The 20,616-nt window shown below is 76.0% G+C and carries 22 protein-coding genes; 12 read left to right on the top strand and 10 right to left on the bottom strand.

Annotated elements, in window-relative coordinates:
• Positions 1–2: 2 nt before the first annotated feature.
• Positions 3–1,250: a hypothetical protein gene (locus tag ACZ6O2_RS33345; RefSeq protein ID WP_466025757.1), complete on the bottom strand. Its 1,248-nt coding sequence runs from the start codon at positions 1,248–1,250 to the stop codon at positions 3–5.
• Between the two features lie 231 nt (positions 1,251–1,481).
• Here ACZ6O2_RS33345 and ACZ6O2_RS33340 point away from each other — a divergent pair, with 231 nt between their 5' ends.
• From ACZ6O2_RS33340 to ACZ6O2_RS33315, 6 genes are all read left to right on the top strand, one after another.
• Positions 1,482–3,035, top strand: a complete 1,554-nt coding sequence (locus tag ACZ6O2_RS33340) for an NAD(P)/FAD-dependent oxidoreductase (protein ID WP_466025756.1) — start codon at positions 1,482–1,484, stop codon at positions 3,033–3,035.
• A gap of 109 nt (positions 3,036–3,144) precedes the next feature.
• Positions 3,145–3,339 (top strand): hypothetical protein, encoded by a 195-nt coding sequence (locus ACZ6O2_RS33335; RefSeq protein ID WP_466025755.1) that lies wholly within the window; start codon positions 3,145–3,147, stop codon positions 3,337–3,339.
• A gap of 228 nt (positions 3,340–3,567) precedes the next feature.
• Entirely contained in the window at positions 3,568–3,903 is a 336-nt protein-coding gene (locus ACZ6O2_RS33330; protein ID WP_466025754.1) for an ArsR/SmtB family transcription factor, read from the top strand.
• A complete protein-coding gene (locus ACZ6O2_RS33325; RefSeq protein ID WP_350707242.1) occupies positions 3,900–4,220 on the top strand; it encodes a hypothetical protein in 321 nt (106 codons plus the stop codon). Before ACZ6O2_RS33330 ends, ACZ6O2_RS33325 begins: the two co-directional genes overlap by 4 nt.
• Positions 4,221–4,248: 28 nt before the next feature.
• Positions 4,249–5,796 carry a serine hydrolase domain-containing protein gene (locus ACZ6O2_RS33320; protein ID WP_466025753.1) on the top strand — a complete coding sequence of 516 codons (1,548 nt, stop codon included), beginning with the start codon at positions 4,249–4,251 and terminating at the stop codon, positions 5,794–5,796.
• 128 nt (positions 5,797–5,924) lie between these two features.
• On the top strand, positions 5,925–6,410 hold the full coding sequence (locus ACZ6O2_RS33315) for a GNAT family N-acetyltransferase (protein WP_466025752.1): 486 nt from the start codon (positions 5,925–5,927) through the stop codon (positions 6,408–6,410).
• A 67-nt stretch (positions 6,411–6,477) separates the two neighbouring features.
• Here ACZ6O2_RS33315 and ACZ6O2_RS33310 read toward each other — a convergent pair whose 3' ends face one another.
• Both ACZ6O2_RS33310 and ACZ6O2_RS33305 read right to left on the bottom strand, forming a co-directional pair.
• Positions 6,478–7,323: a siderophore-interacting protein gene (locus ACZ6O2_RS33310; RefSeq protein WP_466025751.1), complete on the bottom strand. Its 846-nt coding sequence runs from the start codon at positions 7,321–7,323 to the stop codon at positions 6,478–6,480.
• Positions 7,320–8,357 (bottom strand): ABC transporter substrate-binding protein, encoded by a 1,038-nt coding sequence (locus tag ACZ6O2_RS33305; protein ID WP_466025750.1) that lies wholly within the window; start codon positions 8,355–8,357, stop codon positions 7,320–7,322. Before ACZ6O2_RS33305 ends, ACZ6O2_RS33310 begins: the two co-directional genes overlap by 4 nt.
• A gap of 67 nt (positions 8,358–8,424) precedes the next feature.
• Between ACZ6O2_RS33305 and ACZ6O2_RS33300 the strand changes: the two genes are divergently transcribed.
• The 4 genes from ACZ6O2_RS33300 to ACZ6O2_RS33285 all read left to right on the top strand — a co-directional run bounded on the left by ACZ6O2_RS33300 (position 8,425) and on the right by ACZ6O2_RS33285 (position 12,075).
• Positions 8,425–9,525, top strand: a complete 1,101-nt coding sequence (locus tag ACZ6O2_RS33300; RefSeq protein ID WP_466025763.1) for a FecCD family ABC transporter permease — start codon at positions 8,425–8,427, stop codon at positions 9,523–9,525.
• Entirely contained in the window at positions 9,522–10,550 is a 1,029-nt protein-coding gene (locus ACZ6O2_RS33295; RefSeq protein WP_466025749.1) for a FecCD family ABC transporter permease, read from the top strand. Before ACZ6O2_RS33300 ends, ACZ6O2_RS33295 begins: the two co-directional genes overlap by 4 nt.
• A gap of 47 nt (positions 10,551–10,597) precedes the next feature.
• Entirely contained in the window at positions 10,598–11,434 is an 837-nt protein-coding gene (locus ACZ6O2_RS33290; protein WP_466025748.1) for an ABC transporter ATP-binding protein, read from the top strand.
• Positions 11,435–11,511: 77 nt separating this feature from the next.
• Complete coding sequence (locus tag ACZ6O2_RS33285) at positions 11,512–12,075, top strand: GNAT family N-acetyltransferase (protein WP_466025747.1); 564 nt, start codon at positions 11,512–11,514, stop codon at positions 12,073–12,075.
• A 101-nt stretch (positions 12,076–12,176) separates the two neighbouring features.
• Here ACZ6O2_RS33285 and ACZ6O2_RS33280 read toward each other — a convergent pair whose 3' ends face one another.
• The 7 genes from ACZ6O2_RS33280 to ACZ6O2_RS33250 all read right to left on the bottom strand — a co-directional run bounded on the left by ACZ6O2_RS33280 (position 12,177) and on the right by ACZ6O2_RS33250 (position 17,876).
• Entirely contained in the window at positions 12,177–12,869 is a 693-nt protein-coding gene (locus tag ACZ6O2_RS33280; protein ID WP_466025746.1) for a RibD family protein, read from the bottom strand.
• The gene (locus tag ACZ6O2_RS33275) at positions 12,862–13,521 is read right to left on the bottom strand and encodes a GTP cyclohydrolase II (RefSeq protein ID WP_466025745.1); all 660 of its coding nucleotides are present in this window, start codon (positions 13,519–13,521) and stop codon (positions 12,862–12,864) included. The genes ACZ6O2_RS33280 and ACZ6O2_RS33275 overlap by 8 nt, the downstream gene beginning before the upstream one ends.
• An 11-nt stretch (positions 13,522–13,532) precedes the next feature.
• Positions 13,533–14,465 (bottom strand): lysylphosphatidylglycerol synthase domain-containing protein, encoded by a 933-nt coding sequence (locus ACZ6O2_RS33270; protein WP_466025744.1) that lies wholly within the window; start codon positions 14,463–14,465, stop codon positions 13,533–13,535.
• A 69-nt stretch (positions 14,466–14,534) separates the two neighbouring features.
• Complete coding sequence (locus ACZ6O2_RS33265; RefSeq protein ID WP_466025743.1) at positions 14,535–15,350, bottom strand: methyltransferase domain-containing protein; 816 nt, start codon at positions 15,348–15,350, stop codon at positions 14,535–14,537.
• Entirely contained in the window at positions 15,347–16,375 is a 1,029-nt protein-coding gene (locus ACZ6O2_RS33260; RefSeq protein ID WP_350707652.1) for a glycosyltransferase family 4 protein, read from the bottom strand. Before ACZ6O2_RS33260 ends, ACZ6O2_RS33265 begins: the two co-directional genes overlap by 4 nt.
• A 118-nt stretch (positions 16,376–16,493) precedes the next feature.
• A complete protein-coding gene (locus ACZ6O2_RS33255; protein WP_466025742.1) occupies positions 16,494–16,892 on the bottom strand; it encodes a 6-pyruvoyl trahydropterin synthase family protein in 399 nt (132 codons plus the stop codon).
• A 3-nt stretch (positions 16,893–16,895) separates the two neighbouring features.
• Complete coding sequence (locus ACZ6O2_RS33250) at positions 16,896–17,876, bottom strand: zinc-dependent alcohol dehydrogenase (protein WP_466025741.1); 981 nt, start codon at positions 17,874–17,876, stop codon at positions 16,896–16,898.
• 91 nt (positions 17,877–17,967) lie between these two features.
• Here ACZ6O2_RS33250 and ACZ6O2_RS33245 point away from each other — a divergent pair, with 91 nt between their 5' ends.
• Positions 17,968–18,762 (top strand): CDP-alcohol phosphatidyltransferase family protein, encoded by a 795-nt coding sequence (locus ACZ6O2_RS33245; RefSeq protein WP_466025740.1) that lies wholly within the window; start codon positions 17,968–17,970, stop codon positions 18,760–18,762.
• Entirely contained in the window at positions 18,755–20,491 is a 1,737-nt protein-coding gene (locus tag ACZ6O2_RS33240; RefSeq protein ID WP_466025739.1) for a sulfatase-like hydrolase/transferase, read from the top strand. Before ACZ6O2_RS33245 ends, ACZ6O2_RS33240 begins: the two co-directional genes overlap by 8 nt.
• The last annotated feature ends 125 nt before the right edge of the window (positions 20,492–20,616 follow it).

Raw genomic sequence — 20,616 nt, 5'->3', positions numbered from 1 at the left:
CGTCAGATGATGAAGTGGGTCCAGTAGGCGAGCCAGGTGACGAAGAGGGCTCCCTGGAGGAGGGCGAGGGCGGCGGTCAGCCAGGCGTCGGCGGTGGCGTGCCGGGCCCAGCGGGCCAGCACCAGGCCCACCGGGAACGCGGCGAGCAGGTAGCGCAGCAGGCTCTTGTAGACCGGCGGCCCCATCGACAGCGGCACCAGGACCATGATCAACCCGTACGCGAGGTAGGGCAGTCCGAGGTGGCGGACGCCCGCGACCAGGACCACCAGCACCACGACGGCGAGCCACACCCGCAGGGCGTCCCGCGCCGGCGTGCCGGTCAGGCCGTGCCACAGCACCGCCAGCGGGTTCTGCACGGAGATGCCCCAGCCCCTCTCCTGGGTGTGCTTGTAGGCGAACCAGTCGCCGCTCTGCCACCGGCAGAACGCCATGAACGTCAGCCAGCCGGCGGGCACCAGCACCAGCGGCCACCCGACGCGCACGTACGTCCCCAGCGCGCGCGGGCCCAGCCGGTAGCCGTGCTGCCGCAGCAGCACCAGGGCCAGCGGGAGCACCACGAAGAACCCGACCGAGCGGCTCAGCGCCAGGAAGAACCCCACGACGCCAACGAGCAGCCAGCGCCGCCGCTCGGCGTAGTGGAAGGCGGCGAGCGCGAGGCAGAGGAAGAGCGACTCGGTCAGCGCCGCCTGGAACAGGAACGCGGCCGGCAGCAGCACCAGGTAGCGGACGAACCGGCGGGCCGCCGCGTCGTCGCCGAGCAGCCGCTCGCCCAGCCGGTGGGCGTAGTAGAGCATCAGCAGGAACGCGACGTTGGCGACGAGCAGCAGCGCCAGCGCGGTGTCGCCGCCCAGCAGCGGCGCCAGCGGCCGGGCCAGGAACGGATAGAGCAGCGGGAAGCCGAAGTCCCGCCACGGCTCGTCGAGCGGGACCCGGGCCAGGTGGTCGTAGAGGAACGAGTCCCAGGCGAACCAGAGCCAGACCGCGCGGTGCCCGGAGACCGCCCGCTGCTGCTCGCGCATCGTCGCCTCGTCCGGCGGCGGCGCCCACGGCACGTCGTCGAAGGCGCTCAACGCGAGCAGCCCGACGAGGCTGAGCACGATCTTGGTGCCGAGGAAGACGCCGACGACGAACAGCCACGGCGCCGGCACCCGGCCGGCGGCGCGCCGCAGGTCGTGGCCACGCCGGGCGAGCCGGGCGGGCAGGCGTCCGACCCGCCGCCGCGCGTCCGCGACGGCCCGCCACCTGTCCATCACCGCGTCTCCCGATCCGGCCGCCAGAACGGTGCCACATCCCCGTTCCGGGGCGCTTGACACGCGTACGCGGCACGCCGGCCCGGCCGCCCGGCGGTGCGCTCGAGGCCGCCGGTGGCCGCCCGGCCAGGTCGCCGGGCGGCGGAACCGGCATCCGGATCCGGGGTGAGTTCGGGCCGATGCCGGGTAAGCGGGCCGCCTCCGGCAGGCGGAAGCAGGGAGCGGCACGGCATGGACGAACAGCGCGGCACGGTGGTCATCGGCGCGGGACCGGCGGGGCTGACCGCGGCGTACGAGCTGCTCCGGCTGGGCGCCCCGGTCCGGGTGTTCGAGTCCGACGACGTGGTGGGCGGGATCAGCCGCACCGTCGAACGGGACGGGTGGCGCTTCGACATCGGCGGGCACCGGTTCTTCACCAAGGTCGCCCGGGTCGAGGAGTTCTGGCACGAGATCCTGCCCGACGAGGACTTCCTGCTGCGGCCCCGGATGAGCCGGATCTACTACCGGGGCGCGCTGTTCGACTACCCGCTGAGCGCCGCGAACGCCCTGCGCAACCTGGGCGTCCGGGAGGCGGCGCTGTGCATGGGCTCGTACGCCCGGGCCCGGCTGCGCCCGCCGAAGGACCAGTCGCACTTCGAGGGTTGGGTCTCGGCCCGGTTCGGTTGGCGGCTGTACTCGATGTTCTTCAAGACGTACACCGAGAAGGTCTGGGGGATGCCGGCCGACCGGTTGCAGGCCGACTGGGCCGCGCAGCGGATCAAGAACCTGTCGCTGGCCAAGGCGGTGCGCAACGCCGTGCTGCCCCGGCGCAACCGCAAGGACGTGACCAGCCTGATCGAGGAGTTCCAGTATCCGAAGCTCGGCCCCGGGATGATGTGGGAACGCTGCGCCGAGGAGGTCCGCCGGCGCGGCGGCCGGGTGGAGACCGGCAGCTGGGTGACCGCCGTGCACCGCGACCCGACGCACCGCCGGGCGGTGGCGGTCACCGTCAACGGCGTGGGCGGGCAGCGGACCGAGCCGGCGGAGCACGTCGTCTCCTCGATGCCGATCTCGGAACTGGTGGCCGCGCTGCGCCCGGCCGCCCCGCCGGAGGTGCTGGCCGCCGCGGCCGACCTGCGGTACCGGGACTTCCTGACCGTCGCGCTCGTGGTGCCCGAGGAGTTCTCGTTCCCGGACAACTGGATCTACGTGCACGACCCGGCGGTCAAGGTCGGCCGGATCCAGAACTTCGGGTCGTGGTCGCCGTACCTGGTCAAGGACGGCCGCACCTGCCTGGGGCTGGAGTACTTCGTCTTCGAGGACGACGAGACCTGGCGTACGCCGGACGCCGAGCTGGTCGCCGCCGCGACGGCCGAGCTGGAGCGGCTCGGCCTGGTCCGGCCGGGCGTCGTCGAGGCCGGGTACGTGGTGCGGATGCCGAAGGCCTACCCGGTCTACGACGAGCGCTACCAGCGCAACGTGGGCGTGATCCGGGACTGGCTGGCGCGGGAGGTGCCGAACGTGCACCCGGTCGGCCGCAACGGCATGCACCGCTACAACAACCAGGACCACTCGATGCTCACGGCGATGCTGACCGCCGAGAACATCGCCTGCGGGACCTGCCACGACGTCTGGTCGGTCAACGTGGAGCAGGACTACCACGAGGAGTCGACGCGCGACGGGAACGGCCGCGGGGGCACCGGCCGGGACGCCCCCATCGTGCCGGCCCGGCCCGTCGCCGCGGCCGGCGTCACGCTCGACGGCGCCCCCCGGCCCGAACGGCCGGCGCAGGTACGCCTCGGCTGAGCCGCCCGCCGCGCGGCCGAGGGTGGGCGCGCACGGGCCGGGACGGCGGCGGGTCGACGGGACAGCCGGGCGGCGACCGCCGTACCGGCCTGGTCCGGTGGCGCGGGCGGTGAGCAGGCCCGACCCCGCGCAGCGGACGCTCACCGCCGGCGACGTGGCCGGCTGCCTCCGGGCGTCCCTCGGCCCCGGCCGGCGCACGGTGGCGATGCCGAGCCGGGGCATCACCGCGCCCGCCGACCCGCGGCGGCACGCCCTCCCCGCCGACCTGCTCCGCCGCGACCTCGCCGGCCTCGCCCGGAGCTGACGCGGTCGCCGCGTGACGCTCCGCTCGCCCGACGACGGCAGCGGTTCGGCATGCCCCGGAAGATCGCGATGTCCCCGGTCGCCGGGGCCGGGAGCCGACTGGATCACGGGCCCGGGCACGGACGACGGTGGCGTCGAACACTGTTCGCTGGCGCTTCCGCCCCTCCCATGTCAGTATCTTCTGACAGGGGGGTGTCATTGATTCCTGACACCCGGGAAGGTGCAGGTGATGGACGAGACGCCGCCGAACGGGGAGGAACTGCTCGCCGCGCTCGCCGCGCTCGCGAGTCCGCACCGGCTGCGGATCATCGCCACGCTCGCCGAGGGCCGCAGCTACGTCAGCGCGCTGGCACGGCGTCTGGAGATGAACCGGCCCCTGCTCTACATGCACCTGCAGCGGCTGGAGGCCGCCGGGCTCGTCGCCGGCACCTTGGAGACGGCGCCCGACGGCAACTCGGTGAAGTGGTTCGAGGTGGTTCCGTTCGCGCTGACGCTGACGCCCGCGACGGTCGCGGCAGCCGTACCGACGTTGGAAGCCGGTGGCTTCGGAAAGGACAAGAAGTGATCACAGCAGCAGCCGAGGACGACATCGCCCAGGTCGCGATCGTCACGTGGACGGTTCTGTTGATCGCCCTGGTGGCGATCGTGGCGTTCGTGGCGCTGGGCATCTACCGGGCCCGGCACGCCGCCGCCCGGGAGGCGCAGTACCGCGCCCTCGCCGAGCAGGCCGGCGACGCGCAGGCCCGGCTGGCCGAGAACGCACGGCAGACGACCACGGAGCTGACCGGCCTGCGGTCGGACGTCCAGGCGACCCACGCGGAGTTGGCGCAGGTCAGGGCGCGCCTCACCGAGTTGGAGCGCCTGCTCAGCCAGATCGGGTAACCGGAATCCCACAGACAGGGACAGCACAGTGAGACATCAGCTACGACGTACCGTCGCCGTCCTGGCCGCGGTCGTCTGCCTGGCGACCGTCGGCGGAATCCCGGCGCACGCCGCCGAGGACGAGACCGCCCGGGTGCGGGCGTACCTGGACCGTTACCGGGACGCCAACCGCATACCCGGGCTCGCGGCGGCCGTCGTACGCGGGGACCGGGTCGTGCAGGAACACGTCGCCGGGGTCACCGGCGACGGCGCGCCGGTGACCGCGCGGACACCCTTCCTGCTCGGCTCGGTGAGCAAACCGTTCACCGCGCTGGCGGTGCTGCAGCTCGCCGAGGCGGGCCGGATCGACCTCGACGCGCCGGCGCGTGCGTACGTGCCCTGGTTGCGGCTGGGCGACGCGACGGCGACCGCACGGATCACCGTCCGGCACCTGCTCACCCAGACCAGTGGGCTGCCCGAGGTCGCCAGCAAGGGCCTGACCGACCGCTACGACAACACCCCCGGCGGGCTGGCCCGGTCGGTACGGGACCTCGCCGACGTGCCGCTGGCCGGGCCGCCGGGTGCGAAACACCGCTACAGCGACGGCAACTACATGGTGCTCGGCGCGCTCGTCGAGGAGGTCACCGGTCGCACCTTCGCCGACCACCTGCGTCGCGCCGTTCTCGATCCGTTGCGGATGCGGCAGGCGGCGGCCACCGACGACGAGGCGGAGCGGGTGGGCCTACCCGCCGGCCATCGCCGCTACCTCGGCCGGCCGCAGGGCTTCGACCCGCCGTACGACACCTCCGGCGTCCCGTACGGCTACCTGACCGCCAGCCTCACCGACCTCGGCCACTTCGCCGTCGCCCAGCTCGACGGCGGCCGGTACGGAGACTCCCGGCTGCTGTCGGCCGCCGGCGTCGAGCAGATGCACCGTGGCCAGGCCGCCCTCGGCAGCGGCGGCCGGTACGCCCTGGGCTGGCGCGACACGACCCTCGACGGCAACGGCGCACGGCTGGTCTGGCACGCCGGCGCCACCCCCGGCTACTTCGCGCACGTCGTGCTGGTGCCCGACTCCGAGCTGGCCGTGATCGTACTGGCCAACCTCTACCACCCGGCCGCCGACCCGGCGCTCGCCTCGGCCGGCTTCGACATCGCGCGAATACTGCTCGGCGCTCCGCCCGCACCGGCGGCGAACGACACCCTGCTGTTCTCGGTCGCCCCCGCGCTGTTCGGCGTCGCCGGCCTGCTCGTGGTCGTCCTGGTCGGGACGGTGCTCGGCGGGTTGCGTCGGCGCCGCACCGGTCCCCCGCCGGGCGTACGGGCGCTGGTCGCGGCCGCCGCCTGGGCGGTCGGCTGGGCGGCGCTGGCCGCTGCCGCGCTCTGGGTGCTGCCCTCGTCCCTGGGCGGCGGCCTGGGCACGCTGATGCTCTGGGCACCGGACATCGGTCACGCCACCGTGGCCGTCGCCGTGGCGGCCGGGGCCCTCGCGCTGACCCGTACCGTGTTCGCCCTGGCCGGGGCGCGCAACGCCGTGGGCCGCTCCCGGCCCGCGCGCGCCGCCTCCGAGGAGGACCCCCTGCCCGCATCGGTGTAGTGGCGTGGCACCGGGTGCCGGATCCGGCGGTGCCCGGCCCGCGCGGCGTCGGCGACCCGCTGTCGTGCGCGGTCCGGTCCCGCCGGAAACGCCTTGCCGACCCGGTGGCGGCCCCCTAGGGTGCCGGCGTGCTGATCCGCGAGTTCGACGAGGCCGACTGGGCCCAGGTGTGGCCGATCATCCGGGAGGTGGTCCGGTCGCGGGAGACCTTCCCCTACGACCCGGAGATGACCGCCGAGCAGGCGTACGGCATGTGGGTGGAGGCCGCGCCGGGCCGCACCGTGGTGGCGGTCGACGGCGACCGGGTGCTCGGCACCGCCAAGATGGGCACCAACCGCCCCGGGCCGGGGTCGCACGTCTCCACCGCGAGCTTCATGGTCGACCGCGCGGCGCGCGGCCGGGGCGTGGGCACCGCGCTGTGCCGGCACGCGCTCGACTGGGCCCGCGACCGGGGGTACGCGGGCATGCAGTTCAACGCGGTGGTCGAGACGAACACCTCGGCCGTCGAGCTGTACCGGCGCGAGGGCTTCGCCGTGGTCGGCACCGTGCCCGGCGCGTTCGCGCACCCCACCCTCGGCCGGGTGGGTCTGCACGTGATGTACCGGGAGTTCTGACCCGGCGCCGCCCGGTCCACCGGGCGGCGCCGGAACCGCCGCTGGTCCGCCGCCGGGCCGCCGGCCGTCAGGCGACAGCCTCGGCGGTCGCCTCGGCGCGCAGGTCCTCCTCCGAGGCGCCGCGGCGCCAGTAGCCGGCGAACGTGACGTGGCGCCGGTCGAGGCCGCGCTCGCCGACGAGGTGCCGCCGCACCGCGCGCACCATCGACGACTCGCCGGCGACCCAGGCGTACGGGGTGCCGGCCGGCAGCCGCGCGGCGCGGACCGCGTCCGCCAGCAGGGTGCTGCCGGGGGCGGTGCCGCCCCGGACGACCCAGCTCACCTCGGCGCGCGCGGCGGTGGGCAGCTCCTGGATGTCCGCCACGTCGGGGACCTCGATCCAGGCCCGGACCCGGGCGTCGGCGGGCAGCCAGGCCAGGATCCCGGCGGCGGCGGGCAGCGCGGTCTCGTCGGCGACCAGCAGGACCGAGTCGGTGCCGGCCGGCGGGCGGAAGCAGACGCTGCGGTTGTCGCGTACGGCCGGGCCGAGCAGCACCACCCAGTCGCCCGGCAGGGCGTGCCCCGCCCAGCGGGAGGCGGGGCCGGTGTCGCCGTGGCTGACGAAGTCGATGTCCACCTCGGCGCGCTCGGGCCGCTGCTCCCGGATGGTGTAGGAGCGCATCACCGCGCGCACGTCGGGGTCCATCGCCCGGTACGCGCCGAACCAGTCCTCCCCCGCCTCGACCGGGAGCACCGGGGCGGGCTGGCCGGGGTGCGGCAGGAACAGGGAGACGCTCTGGTCCCGGCCGCCGCCGGCGAAGTCGGCCAGTTCCGGCCCGCCGAGGGTGACCCGGATCAGGGAGGCGCCGATCCGCCGCGCGCCGACGACCTGCGCGGCGTAGAAGCGGTACTGGAGGGCGACAGCCGTGGTCACGCGGTCACCTTCTTCGCGTTCCGGATGGCGGCGGCCAGGTTCTCCAGCAGCGGCGCGGCGCCGGCGTACGAGAAGCGGGGCACCGCGTCCCACGGGGTGATCTGGTTGGCCTTGACCGCCGGGAGTTGCTGCCAGGTCGGCTTGCTGGCCATGTCCTTGGGCTGCAGGGCGGTGCTGCGGTTGTCGAGCAGGATCAGGTCGGCCGGGAACTTGCCCGCGTTCTCCCAGCTGAGGGCCTCGAAGTAGTCGCCGGCCTCCAGCTTGGTGGGGACGACGATCTCCACGCCCAGCTCGGCGAAGTACATCAGGTCGGTGCTGACCTTCGGGTTGGAGACGTAGAACAGGTCGGGGCTGCCGGAGGAGGCCAGCACCTTGATGCCCGGGTTCGCCCTGACCGCCTGGCGGACCGCCTCGGCGGCGGCCTCGAAACGGGCCTTCGCGTCGGTGACCTTCTTCGCGGACAGGTCGGCGCCGAGGGACTCGGCGAGCTGCGCGTACCGCTCGATCGGCGTGGTCATCGGCACCCGGGCGGTGGTGATCGCCACGCTGGGGGCGAGCGGGAGGATCTTGTCCTTGCTCTCGTCCGGCACGTACCACAGGGCGCCCGGGTCGTACATGTGGGTGACGAGCAGTTCCGGTCGCAGGGCCGCGTACTTCTCCAGGCTGAACTCGCCCCAGACGTTGCCGAGGACCTCCACGGCGTCCACGTTCAGGTCGCCGGCCTGCGGCTCGGCGGTGCCGTCGGCGCGCTTCGTCTCGCCGAACACGCCGACGATCTGCTTGTCGAGTCCGAAGTCGACCAGCGCCGCGGCGACCCCGGTGAAGGCGACCACCCGGGTCGGGCGGTTGGCGGCGCTCACCTTCTCGTTGCGGTCGTCGGTGAACGACCAGGGTCCGCCGGAGCCGGCTGCGGAGGGGGCGGCGGAGTCGTCGTCCCGGCCGCAGCCGGCGAGCAGGGCGGCCAGGGTGGCGGCGCCACCGGCGGCGAGCAGGCCCCGGCGGGAGAGTCGGCGGGCGGACACGGGATGCGGCATGACGGTGTCTTTCGATCAGGGTCGGGCGAAGGACCATGGACAGCTGGGTTAGGTTAACCTAACCTAAATCGCTGTCAAGCCCCGCCCGAAATCACGCACCACATCGGAGCCCACACTGTCCGCCACCCTCACCTCACGCATCGGCGCGCCACCGGCACCGCCCGTCACGCCCCGGCGTGACCGCGCCGCGCTGCGGGCCGCCGGCCTCGCGGCGTCGGTGCTGCTGCTCGTCGCCGTCGCGGTGCTCAGCATCGCCGTGGGCGCCAAGCAGCTCCCGCTCACCGACGTGTGGCAGGGCCTGCTGCACCGGGACGCCGCCGAGTACGCCGTCGTGCACCGGATGCGGCTGCCGCGTACGCTGCTCGGCCTGCTCGCCGGCGCGGCGCTCGGCGTGGCCGGCGCGGTGATGCAGGCGCTGACCCGCAACCCGCTGGCCGACCCCGGGCTGCTCGGCATCAACGCCGGCGCCTCGGCGGCGGTGGCCAGCGCGGCGGCGCTGCTCGGCATCGGCGGCGTCGGCGGCCAGGTCTGGTTCGCGCTGCTCGGCGCGGCCGTCGTCACCGCCGCCGTCTACCTCGTCGGCGGCGGGCGTGGGGCCACCCCCGCCCGGCTGGCGCTGGCCGGCGCGGCGCTCAACGCGACCCTCTACTCGTACGTCAGCGCGGTGATGCTGCTCGACACGGCGTCGCTGGAACGGCTGCGGTTCTGGACGGTCGGCTCGCTGGCCAGCGCCGAGGCGTCGACCGTGCGCACGGTCGCGCCGTTCATCGCGGCGGGCCTGCTGGTCGCCCTGGCCGCCACCCGCGCGCTCAACGCGCTGGCGCTCGGCGACGACGCGGCGCGCGCGCTCGGCGCCCGGCCGGCCCTCGTCCGGGGCACGGTCATCGTGGCGATCACGCTGCTCTGCGGTGCCGCCACGGCGGCCTGCGGGCCGATCGTCTTCGTCGGGCTGCTGGTGCCGCACCTGGTCCGCGCGCTCACCGGACCGGACCTGCGCTGGCTGCTGCCGTACTGCGCGGTGCTCGCCCCGATGCTGCTGCTCGGCGCCGACGTGCTGGGCCGGGTGCTGAGCCGGCCGGGCGAGCTCCAGGTCGGCATGGTGACCGCCGTGGCGGGCGGGCCGCTCTTCCTCTGGCTGGTGCTGCGCGGGCGGGTGGCCCACCCGTGATCACCATCCGCACCCCCGGCGGCCTGTCCCTGCGGCTGCGCCCCCGCGCCATCGCCGTCGGCCTCACCTGCGTGGTGCTCGCCCTGGCGCTGAGCGTGCTCGCCATCGGCAGCGGCGACTACCCGATGAGCCCCGCCGACGTGCTGCGCGCCCTCGCCGGCCGGGGCAGCCCGGCCGAGGAGTTCATCGTCACCGAGCTGCGGCTGCCCCGGCTGGTGACCGCACTCTGCGTCGGCGCCGCGCTCGCGCTGGCCGGCGCGGTCTTCCAGTCGCTGGTCCGCAACCCGCTGGGCAGCCCCGACATGCTGGGCTTCACCCAGGGCGCGTCGACCGGCGCGCTGGTCGTGGTGGTGCTCGGCGGCAGCAGCGTGCTGCTGGCCTCGGCGGCGGTGGTCGGCGGCCTCGCCACCGGCATCCTGGTGTACGCGCTCGCCTGGCGGCGCGGCGTGCACGGATTCCGGCTGATCCTGGTCGGCATCGGCACCATGGCGATCCTCACCGGCGTCAACGGCTGGCTGCTGACCCGGGCCCAGCTGATGGACGCCGCCCGCGCCGTGCTCTGGCTCACCGGCAGCCTGGACGGGCGCGGCTGGGTCAACGCGCTGCCGCTGCTGGTCGCGCTGGCGGTGCTGGTGCCCGTGCTGCTGGTCGGCTTCGGGCCGGCCCTGCGCCTGGTCGAGATGGGCGACGACACCGCCTCCGCCCTCGGCGTACGCGTGGAGCGGGTGCGCCTGGTCGTGCTGGCGGCGGCGGTGCTGCTGGTCTCCCTCGCCGCGGCCGCCGCCGGGCCGGTGAACTTCGTGGCGCTCACCGCACCGCACCTGGCCCGGCGGCTGACCCGGGCGCCGGGGCCGAACCTGCTGCCGTCGGCGGCCGTCGGGGCGGTGCTGCTGGTCGCCGCCGACCAGCTCGCGGTACGCGCGTTCCCCGGGCACCAACTGCCGGTGGGCGTGGTGACCGGGATGCTGGGCGGCGCCTACCTGATCTGGCTGCTCGCCACCGAACGCCGGGCCGGCCGGCTGTGACCGCCGGCGGCCGGCGGCCCACCCACGACGAGAACGGAGCACGGAGCATGCAGTCCCGGCTGAGCGGCAGCGCGATGACCCTCGCCTACGAGCGGCGGACCATCGCCGAGGACCTGAGCGTCGCCGTGCCCGACCGCTCCTTCACCGTCATCATCGGCCCCAACGCCTGCGGCAAGTCGACCCTGCTGCGCGCCCTGTCCCGGCTGCTGAAGCCGACGGCCGGGGCGGTGCTGCTCGACGGGGAGGACATCCACCGGCTGCCGGCCCGGGGCGTCGCGCGCACCCTCGGCCTGCTGCCGCAGACGTCCGTCGCCCCGGACGGCATCGGCGTCGCCGAGCTCGTCGCGCGCGGCCGGTACCCGCACCAGGGGCTGCTGCGGCAGTGGTCGCGCGAGGACGAGCGGGTGGTCGCCGAGTCGATGGCCGCGACCGGGGTGAGCGACCTGGCCGACCGGCCGGTCGACGAGTTGTCCGGCGGGCAGCGGCAGCGGGTGTGGATCGCGATGGCGCTGGCCCAGCAGACGCCCCTGCTGCTGCTGGACGAGCCGACCACCTACCTGGACATCGCCCACCAGATCGAGATCCTCGACCTCTGCGCCCGGCTGCACGAGGAGCAGGGCCGCACCCTGGTGGCGGTGCTGCACGACCTCAACCACGCCGCCCGCTACGCGACGCACCTGATCGCGATGCGCGACGGGCGGGTGGTCGCCGCCGGCCCGCCCCGGGAGGTGGTCACCGCGGAGCTGGTCGAGGAGGTCTTCCGGCTGCCCTGCCGGGTCATCGACGACCCGGAGACCGGCACCCCCCTGGTCGTCCCCGCCGCCCGCCGCCGGACCGGCGCGGGCGCCCCGGCGGTCGCAGTCGCCGGCGGGGACCCCGCCTGAGCCGCCTCCCGTCGGCCGGGCGCCACGCGGGGGCCACGTCCGTGCGCATCGACCGGAATCGTCGTACGGTGGGCGCGATGCGTGAGGCGACCAGCACCTACGGACAGGACGTCGACGGGTTCGGCCGGGTCACGATCCGCCCCGTCGACCCGGACACCGACGTCGACCTGATCCACGGTTGGGTCAGCGAGGAACGGGCCCGCTTCTGGGGCATGCGCGACGCCGGTCGCGAGCGGGTCGCCGAGACCTACCGCTACCTGGACTCGCTGACCACCCACCACGCGTGGCTCGTGCACCGCGACGGCGTGCCGGTCGCGCTGTTCCAGACGTACGAGCCGGCGGCCGACCCGGTCGGCCAGTGCTACGACGTCCGGCCCGGCGACCACGGCGCGCACCTGCTGATCGGCCCGCCGACCACGACCGAGCGGGGCTTCACGGGCGCGCTGCTGGGCGTGTTCCTCGGCTTCGTCTTCGCCGACCCGCTGCGCCGGCGGGTCGTGATGGAGCCGGACGCGCGCAACGACAAGGCGGTGGACCGGCTGCTGCGGACCGGCTTCGTCGCCGGCCCGCTGATCGACCTGCCCGAGAAGCGGGCGCGGCTGATGTTCCTCGACCGGGAGTCGTTCGAGGCACGCCGCTGACCGCCGGAGGCGCTCCCCGGGGCCAGGCGGCGGGGCCCCGCCCCACGTGCCACCCCGGCCCGACCGTGCACGGTCCGGCCGGCGGGCAACGCCGGGTGGGCTCAGTCCCCGTCGCACCGCGCCGAGAGGGCGTAGCGGATCAGCACCACGTCGCCGATCTGGCGGGCCTCCGCCACCCGGGCGCGGCGGCCGGGGTGCCACGGGAACCGGCCGTCGCCGACGAACCGGGGCGCCCGGCGGTCGCCGACGAAGAACGGGGCCACCACCAGGTGCAACTCGTCGGCGAGGCCGGCGGCGAGGAACTGCGCGAGCACGGTCGGCCCGCCCTCCACCATCAGCCGGCGCACGCCCCGTGCGGCGAGGTCGGCCAGCGCCCGCGCCGGGTCCACGGGCTCGCCCGCGTCCACCACCGTGGCCAGGCCGGCCAGCCGGTCCGCGGTCTTCTCCACCGTCGAGGTGGCGCAGTGGACGATCCGGTCGGCGCCGGTGGTGGTGAAGAGCCGGGCGGTCGGGTCCAGGTCGCCGCAGCCCGTCCACGTCACCCTGAGCGGTGAGGCCGGCAGGCCGCGGGCGAGGCGGGCGGCGCGGCGCCGCGCGGAGCGGACCAGCAGGCGCGGGTTGTCCCGCCGGACCGTGCCCGCGCCGACCAGGATCGCGTCGCAGCCGGCCCGGACCTCGTCGACCCGGTCCAGGTCGGCCTCGTTGGACAGCACCAGCCGCTGCCCGCTCGCGTCGTCCAGGTAGCCGTCCATCGACGTCGCGCAGCTGAGCAGGACGTACGGGCGCTCAGTCACGGACGAGCGGGAGGTCGAGGGCGTGGTCGCCGTGGCTGGCCTTCGCCGCCAGATAGCCGGCGTTGGCCGGGGACAGGTACACCCCGGTGGCGACCCGCGAAGCGACCGCCACCCCGAGGCGGCCGAGCTGCGCCGCCTTGTCCGGGTTGTTGCTCAGCAGCGCGACCCGGTCCACGCCCAGGGCGGCGAGCATCTGCGCGGCCACGGTGTAGTCCCGCTCGTCGGGCCGGTGCCCCAGCGCCAGGTTCGCCTCGTACGTGTCCAGCCCGGCGTCCTGCAGCGCGTACGCGTCGAGCTTGGCGTACAGGCCGATGCCGCGTCCCTCCTGGCGCAGGTAGAGCAGGTAGCCGCCGGCGGCGGCGATGCGTTCGACCGCCTCGCGCAACTGGGGGCCGCAGTCGCAGCGCTGGCTGCCGAACACGTCCCCGGTCAGACACTCGCTGTGCGGGCGCACCAGCGGCGGCGACGACGGAGGCGCCGCCCCCCGGTCGCGCGGGCCGGCCCGGTCACCGAGGCCGAACGCGAGGTGCTCCCGGCCGTCGGCCAGTCCGTCGAAGGAGAACACCCGTGCGGTGGTGGCATATCCGTCGGGGAACCTCAACGGGACCGTGACCTGCGTACGGACCGTGGCGGCGGGCGGGGTTTCGGACATCGGACTCCTCGTCAGACGGTGCCGGCGGACACGCGGACACGACGGGCCACCAGGACGGCGGCGCCGGGAAGACTCGCGACGAGCACCAGGGCCCCGTACACCATCGCGGCGGCCACGCCCTCGGCGGCGGTCAGGCCGGCGGCGTCGAAAGCCCACGCGGCCACGCCCTCCCGGGGGCCGAAGCCGGCGACGTTCGCCGGCAACCCCATGGCCAGCAGGGCCAGCAGCGTCAGCGGCACCAGCAGGGTCAGCGGCGCGGTGGAACCCGCGGTGCGTGCGGCCAGCACGAACGTGGCCAGGTGGCCGGCGACGGCCACGGTGGACGCCACGAACACCCCCAGCCAGGTCCGGCGGGCGAGCAGCCCGGCCCGGACGTCGGCCGTCGCCGCGCGGGCCGCCCGCGCCCACCGCGACGCCCCGGCGGTGGGCAGCGCGCGGGCCAGCACGACGGCGCCGAGCCCGGCCGCCACCAGCAGCACGCTGACGGCCGGCAGGTACGGCCGGACCGGGGAGGGGAACGCGGCGAGCACGACCACCGCGACGGCGGCCAGCACCACCTGCCCGGCGGTGCGCTCCCAGACCACCGCGCGGACGCACCGGCCGACGTCGCCGACGTCGCGGCCGTGCCGCACCGCCCGGTGCACGTCACCCAGCACGCCGCCGGGGAGCGTCGCGTTGAGGAACACCGCGCGGTAGCAGTGCGCGACCGCGGTCGGCAGCGGCAGCCGCACCCCCAGTCCCCCGGCCACCAGGCTCCACCGCCAGGCGCAGCAGACGGTGGTCACCGCCCCGATGGCGAGCGCGGCGGCCAGCGCCGGGGCGTCGATCAGCCGGAGCCCGTCGAGGAACGGGCCGGCGCCCAGCCAGCCCAGCAGCACGAGGAGCACGGCCAGGCCGCCGAGCGCCCGCGCCCACGCCCCGAACCGCCGCGCCGGCACGGTCACGTCGCCTCCACCTCGGCCCTCCCTCGGCGGTCTTCCTGTCGGTAGGCACGCACCGGACACCTCCCGGGTTCAGCCACACCCTGCCAGCAGGTCCAGGTGGTCGACCAGCACGCCGAGCCGGCCGGCGGCGATCTCGGCGCGGCGCCGGCGGGCGTACGCCCGGGTCGGTCCGACCAGCTCGGGCCGCTGCTCGATGGCCGCGTCGAACCAGCCGGTGAACCATTCGCCGGCCAGCGCGGCCTGCTCCGGGCCGAGCCGCCACGGGCTGGGCCGCAGCGCCACGTCGACGCCGTGCCGGGCGAACGCCGCCGCGCAGGCGTCGACGGCGTCGGGCCCGAGCAGGGCGCGCCCGCCGACCGTGCGGCGCTGGTGGTCGTTGAACGCGGCGGCGATCTCCGCGTCCCACGGGTCGGCCGGGGTGAGCCGCACCCGGCCGGTCACCGAGAGGGCCAGCAGCGTCGGGCGGCCCGCCCCGGCGCAGGCCGCGACGAGCCGCTCGACCTCCTCGGCGGTGAACATGTCCAGCAGCGCGGACGCGGTCACCAGCGACGCGCCGGCCAGGTCGGCGGCGGTCAGCCGGGTGAGGTCGCCGCGCCGGACCTCGGCGGTGACCGGGCCGCCGCCGGCGGCCCGGGGCAGCCCGGCGGCCGCGCGGGCCAGCAGGTCGGCGTCCTGGTCGTGCAGGACCCAGTGCTGCGGCCCGGGCAGTCGCGGGGCCAGCCAGCGCCCCATCGACCCGGTGCCCGTGCCGAGGTCGTGCACGACGAGCGGCCCGGCCAACCGGCCGCGGACGAGGTCCACCAGGTCCCCGGCGCGGGCCGCCGCGTCGGCGGGCTCGCGCAGCGTAAGCCAGTCCGCGAAGTGCGGCGGCAGCTCCACGGTCATGCGGTCGTCACCCCTTCCAGCACGGCGCCCGCCACCGTCGCGGCGACCGGCCAGCCGTCGAGCGTGTCCCGCCGGTCGCGCGCCGCCCGCCGCAGCCGCCGGCGCAGCCCCGGCTCGCCGAGCCAGCGCCGCAGGGCGCCGGCCAGGGCCGCCGGGTCGTCGGGCGGCACCAGCAGGCCCGGCGGCGTGCCGTCCGGCGCGCGGCCCAGGGCCTCGGGCAGCCCGCCGGCGGCGGTGCCCAGCACCGGGATCCCGCGCGCGAGCGCCTCGGTGACCACCATCCCGTACGTCTCCCGGCGCGAGGCCAGCACCAGCAGGTCGGCGGCGGCGTACGCGGCGTCGAGAGCCGGCCCGGTGCGCGGGCCGACCAGGCGCACCCGGTCGGCGAGGCCGCGCCCGACCAACTGCCGGCGCAGCCGCGCCACGAAGCCCGGGTCCCGGGTCAGCGCGCCCACGCAGACGCAGTCCCACGGCAGGTCGGCAACCGCCGCCAGGGCCTCCACCAGCACGTCGTGCCCCTTGTGCGGGGCGACCGCCGCGACGCAGAGCAGGTTCCCGCCGGCCGGCGTCCCGGGCGTGGGCGGGGCCGGGTCGACGCCCGGCGGGGCGACGTGCACCCGGTCGGCGGGCAGCGCGTACCGGTCGAGCAGTCGCCGCCGGGTCCACTCGCTGGTGGTGACCACCGCGACGGCGGCGCTCAGGGCCGCCCCCTCGGCGTCGTGCTCCAGCGGCAGGTGCACGACGACGACGAGGCGCAACCGCCGGGCGTGCGGGGTGAGCGCCTGCGGCGCGGCCGAGGCGACCAGCCCGTCGAGCAGGGCCACCGCCCCGTCGGGCAGCGCCGCGAGCACCCGGGCGAGCCCGGCGCGCGCGGTCGCGTCGGGATGGGGCCAGTCGCCGGGCACGGCGTGCTCCCGGACCGCCCAGCCGGCCGCCGACAGGCCCCGGCAGAGCCGGCGGTCGTACGTGTTGCCGCCGCTCGGCGTGGCCGGGTCGTCGATGTCGTTCGGCAGCACGACGTGCACGGTCGCCCGGCGGCGCCCGGCGACGGTAGGGCCCTCGCCTCCGCCCGGCAGGGCCTTGTGGTCGCCCGGCGCGGCCCCGCTTCCGGCCGGCGCGGCCCCGTGGTCGCCCACCCGGGCCTCAGAGGGGCCGCTCGTAGCTGGCCCAGGCGACGTGCGACTCGTGCAGCGTGACGGTGATGCCGGCGAGCGCGCGGGCGCCCGCGCCGAGGTCGCCGGCGCGCACCCGCGCGGCGAGGCGGTCGGCGACGGTCCGGGCGAGCACCTCCGTGGTCGTGTTCACCCCGGCGAAGGCCGGCTCGTCGTCCAGGTTGCGGTAGGTCAGCTCCCCGAGCACGGCCCTGAGCTGCTCGGTGGCCAGTCCGATGTCGACCACGACGCCGTCGGCGTCGAGGTCGGCGCGGCGGAAGGTGGCGTCGACGACGAAGGTCGCCCCGTGCAGGCGCTGCGCCGGGCCGAACACCTCCCCGCGGAAGCTGTGCGCGATCATCATGTGGTCACGGACGGTAACGCTGAACACGGATCACTTCCCGTCGTAGGTGATGAGGTGGCACAGCGCGGGCAGGCTGCCCGCGGCCAGGCGGGCGAGCACGTCGGGCAGCTCCGCGAACGGGGACTCCCCGGTCAGCAGCGCGTCGAAGGCGGGATCGGCCAGCAGCTCCAGGGCCAGCGCCAGCCGGTCGGCGAGGGTGCGGCTGTCCCGCCGGGCCGGCGCGACCGCGCCCACCTGGCTGCTGCGGATGGTCAGCCGTCCGGAGTGGAACGCCCCGCCCAGCGCCAGGTCGACGGTCCGGTCGCCGTACCAGCTCAGCTCCACGACCGTGCCCTCCGGGCGGAGCAGTTCCAGCGACCGCCGCAGGCCGGCGGCGGTGGCGCTCGCGTGCACCACCAGGTCCCGCCCGTCGGCGGCCCACGCGGGCGGGGCGAACCCGACGCCGAGCGCGGCGGCGACCTCCGCCCGGGCCGGGTCGGCGTCGACCAGCTCGACCCGCACGCCGGGGAAGCGGGCGAGCAGGGCCGCGACGCAGCAGCCGACCATGCCGCCGCCGACCACGCTCACCCGGTCGCCGACCAGGGGCGCGGCGTCCCAGAGCGCGTTCACCGCGGTCTCCACGGTCCCGGCGAGCACCGCGCGGGCCGGCGGCACCGCATCCGGTACGGGCACCACCGCCTCGGCCGGGACCACGTACGCCGTCTGGTGCGGGTGCAGGCAGAACACCGTCCGGCCGCGCAGCTCGGCCGGCCCCTGCTCGACCACGCCCACGCTGAGGTAGCCGTACTTCACCGGCGCCGGGAAGTCGCCCTCCTGGAACGGCGCGCGCATCGCGCGATGCTGGTCGGCGGGGACGCGACCGGCGAAGACCAGGGTCTCGGTGCCCCGACTGACACCGGAGTAGCGGCTGCGCACGAGCACCTCGCCGGGGCCGGGGACGGGCAGCGGCGCCGCCCGGATCTCGCCCTCGCCGGGCGTACGGAGCCAGAAGGCGCGCGCCTCACGGGTCACCGGCACCCCTCACCCGCGTCCGGAGCGAACCGGACGGCGACATTTCCCGTAGTTCCTGTCGAGAGTCATCGATCATAGACACGGAGGCACCGTGCCCACGGTTCGAAGAGGCCCGGCAATCGGGTTCGTCGTCCAGATCGTCCTGCTGGCGGGACTGGCCGGCACGGTCGGCCTCGGGCCGGCGGGCTGGCTCGCCGGGACCGCGTACGGGGCGGTGCTGTGCCTGGCGCTCAGCCGGGGGCTGCGCCGCGTGGCGGGGCGCGTCCTCGGGCCGGCCGACCGGGTGACGCTGGCCCGGGCCCTCCTCGTCGGCGGCGTGACGGCGCTGACCGTGGACGCGCTTTCGCCCGCCGTCGACCGGGCCGCGCCGGTGGGGATGCTGGTCGCCCTCACCGCCGTGGCGCTGGCGCTCGACGCGGTCGACGGGTACGTGGCCCGGCGTACGGGCACCGCCAGCGCGCTCGGGGCACGCTTCGACATGGAGGTCGACGCGTTCCTCATCCTCGTCCTCGGCCTGCACGTCGCGCCTGCCGTGGGTGGCTGGGTGCTCCTCCTCGGCGCCATGCGGTACGCCTTCGTCGCCGCGGGCTGGGCGCTGCCCTGGATGCGCCAGCCGCTGCCGGCGCGGTACTGGCGCAAGGTCGTCGCGGCGGCGCAGGGCGTCCTGCTGCTGGTGGCGGCGGCCGGGGTACTGCCGGGGTCGGGGACCGCACTCGTGCTGGTGGTGGCGCTGGCCCTGCTCGTCGAGTCGTTCGGCCGCGACGTCGGCTGGTTGTGGCGGCACCGGCCCGCCCGACCGGCCCCGCCCCGGCGGCCCGGGGCGGCGAGCCCGGTCGGCGCGCGGCCGTCGCCGGTACGCCGGGAACTCGTCGCCGCCCGTGACTGACCGCCGCTCACCCGCGCCGCACCCGGACCCACCGCCGCCCGCGCCGCACCCGGACCCGCCGCCGCCCGCGACCGACCGCCGCTCGCCCGCGCCGACCGACCGCGACTCGACGGCACGTACCCCCGGACAGGTCGGGGCTCGGCGGGGAGCGCGCCGGGTCGCGGCGCGGGCGACCACCGCGTCGGCCGCCCTGCTGGTGCTGGCCGCCCTGACCGTGCCGCACCAGCCCGGTCGGCTCACGCCCGGCGGGTTCGTGCGGATCCCCCTGGAGGGGCTGCTCGCCGTCGCCCTGCTGCTCGCCCTGCCGGGGCGGGCGCGGCGGCCGGTGGCGGCGCTCGCCGGCGCGCTGCTCGGCGTGCTGACCGTGCTGAAGGTCGCCGACCTGGGCTTCCTCGCGGCGCTCGGCCGCCCGTTCGACATGGTGCTCGACTGGGCGCTGCTCGACGACGCCGTCGGGTTCCTCACCGACTCGCTGGGCCGGGCGGGCGCGACCGGCGCGGTCGTCGCGGCCGTGCTGCTGCTCGCCGCCCTGGTCGTCGGGACGACGCGGTCCGTGCTGCGGCTTGACCGCCTGCTGGTCCGGCGCCGCACGGCCACGCGGCGGGGAGTCGCGGGACTGGTGGTCGTGTGGCTGGCCTGCGCCGCGTTCGGCGTGCGGATCGTCCCCGGCGTACCGGTCGCCGACACGGCCGCCACCGACCTGGTCGGCGGTCACGCGCTCCAGGTACGCGCCCGGCTGCGGGACCGGGAGGTCTTCGCGGCCCAGGTCGGGGCCGATCCGTTCCGGGACGTCCCCGGCGACCGGCTGCTGACCGCGCTGCGGGGCAAGGACGTGGTGGTCGCGTTCGTGGAGAGCTACGGCCGCGACGCGGTGGAGGACCCGGAGTTCGCCCCGGCCGTCGGCACGGTGCTCGCCGACGGGGACCGCCGCCTGCGCGCGGCCGGCTACGCCTCCCGCAGCGGCTTCCTCACCTCGTCGACGGTCGGCGGCGGCAGCTGGCTGGCCCACGCCACGCTGCTGTCCGGGCTGTGGATCGACAACGAGCAGCGGCACCGCAGCCTGCTGGCCAGCGACCGGTTGACGCTGGGCGGCGCGTTCCGCCGGGCCGGTTGGCGCACGGTGGGCGTGATGCCGGCCGCCACCCGGCCCTGGCCGGAGGGCGCCTTCTTCGGCTACCAGCGCTTCTACGACGGTCGCAGCCTCGGCTACCGGGGGCCGAGGTTCGGCTACGCGCCGATGCCCGACCAGTACACGCTGGCCGCCTTCGAGCGCCTGGAGCGGGCTCGGGCCGACCGGACGCCGGTGATGGCCGAGATCGCGCTCGTGTCGAGCCACTCCCCTTGGACGAAGATCCCCCGGCTGGTCGACTGGGCGGCGGTCGGCGACGGCAGCGTTTTCCACGGGGAGACCGAGGAGAGCCCGTCGTCGCAGGCGCGTGCCGGCTACCGCCGGGCCGTCGGATACTCGCTGGCCGCCCTCGTGTCCTACGTGGAGAGGCACGGCGACGACCTCGTGCTGGTCTTCCTCGGCGACCACCAGCCCGCCCCGGTCGTCACCGGCGACGGCGCCGGCCGGGACGTGCCGGTCACCGTCGTCGCCCGCGATCCCGCCGTGCTGGACCGGATCGCGGGCTGGGGCTGGACCGACGGCCTGCGGCCCGACCCGGACGCTCCGGTGTGGCCCATGGACGCCTTCCGCGACCGGTTCCTGACCGCCTTCAGCGGTTGACATCCTCCCGGCCCTGAAGGCCGGGATCCCCACGGTCGCCCGTGAGGTTTCCTGTTTCATCGCCGATTGCCTTGCCAGGAGGATTTTCCCTTGAGGTCTTACATCAGCTCCGCAGGCGTTTTACC

The sequence above is a fragment of the Micromonospora sp. NPDC048040 genome (genome assembly GCF_055587185.1).
The sequence above is the reverse complement of the archived record's forward strand: the minus strand, read 5'-3'. Positions and strand labels throughout refer to the sequence as shown.

Coding starts and splice junctions, on each gene's coding strand:
- ACZ6O2_RS33285 (WP_466025747.1), top strand. CDS start 11,512: ATGCGTGAGGCGACCAGCACCTACGGACAGGACGTCGACGGGTTCGGC.
- ACZ6O2_RS33275 (WP_466025745.1), bottom strand. CDS start 13,521: ATGTCCGAAACCCCGCCCGCCGCCACGGTCCGTACGCAGGTCACGGTC.
- ACZ6O2_RS33330 (WP_466025754.1), top strand. CDS start 3,568: ATGGACGAGACGCCGCCGAACGGGGAGGAACTGCTCGCCGCGCTCGCC.
- ACZ6O2_RS33305 (WP_466025750.1), bottom strand. CDS start 8,357: ATGCCGCATCCCGTGTCCGCCCGCCGACTCTCCCGCCGGGGCCTGCTC.
- ACZ6O2_RS33290 (WP_466025748.1), top strand. CDS start 10,598: ATGCAGTCCCGGCTGAGCGGCAGCGCGATGACCCTCGCCTACGAGCGG.
- ACZ6O2_RS33345 (WP_466025757.1), bottom strand. CDS start 1,250: ATGGACAGGTGGCGGGCCGTCGCGGACGCGCGGCGGCGGGTCGGACGC.
- ACZ6O2_RS33265 (WP_466025743.1), bottom strand. CDS start 15,350: ATGACCGTGGAGCTGCCGCCGCACTTCGCGGACTGGCTTACGCTGCGC.
- ACZ6O2_RS33340 (WP_466025756.1), top strand. CDS start 1,482: ATGGACGAACAGCGCGGCACGGTGGTCATCGGCGCGGGACCGGCGGGG.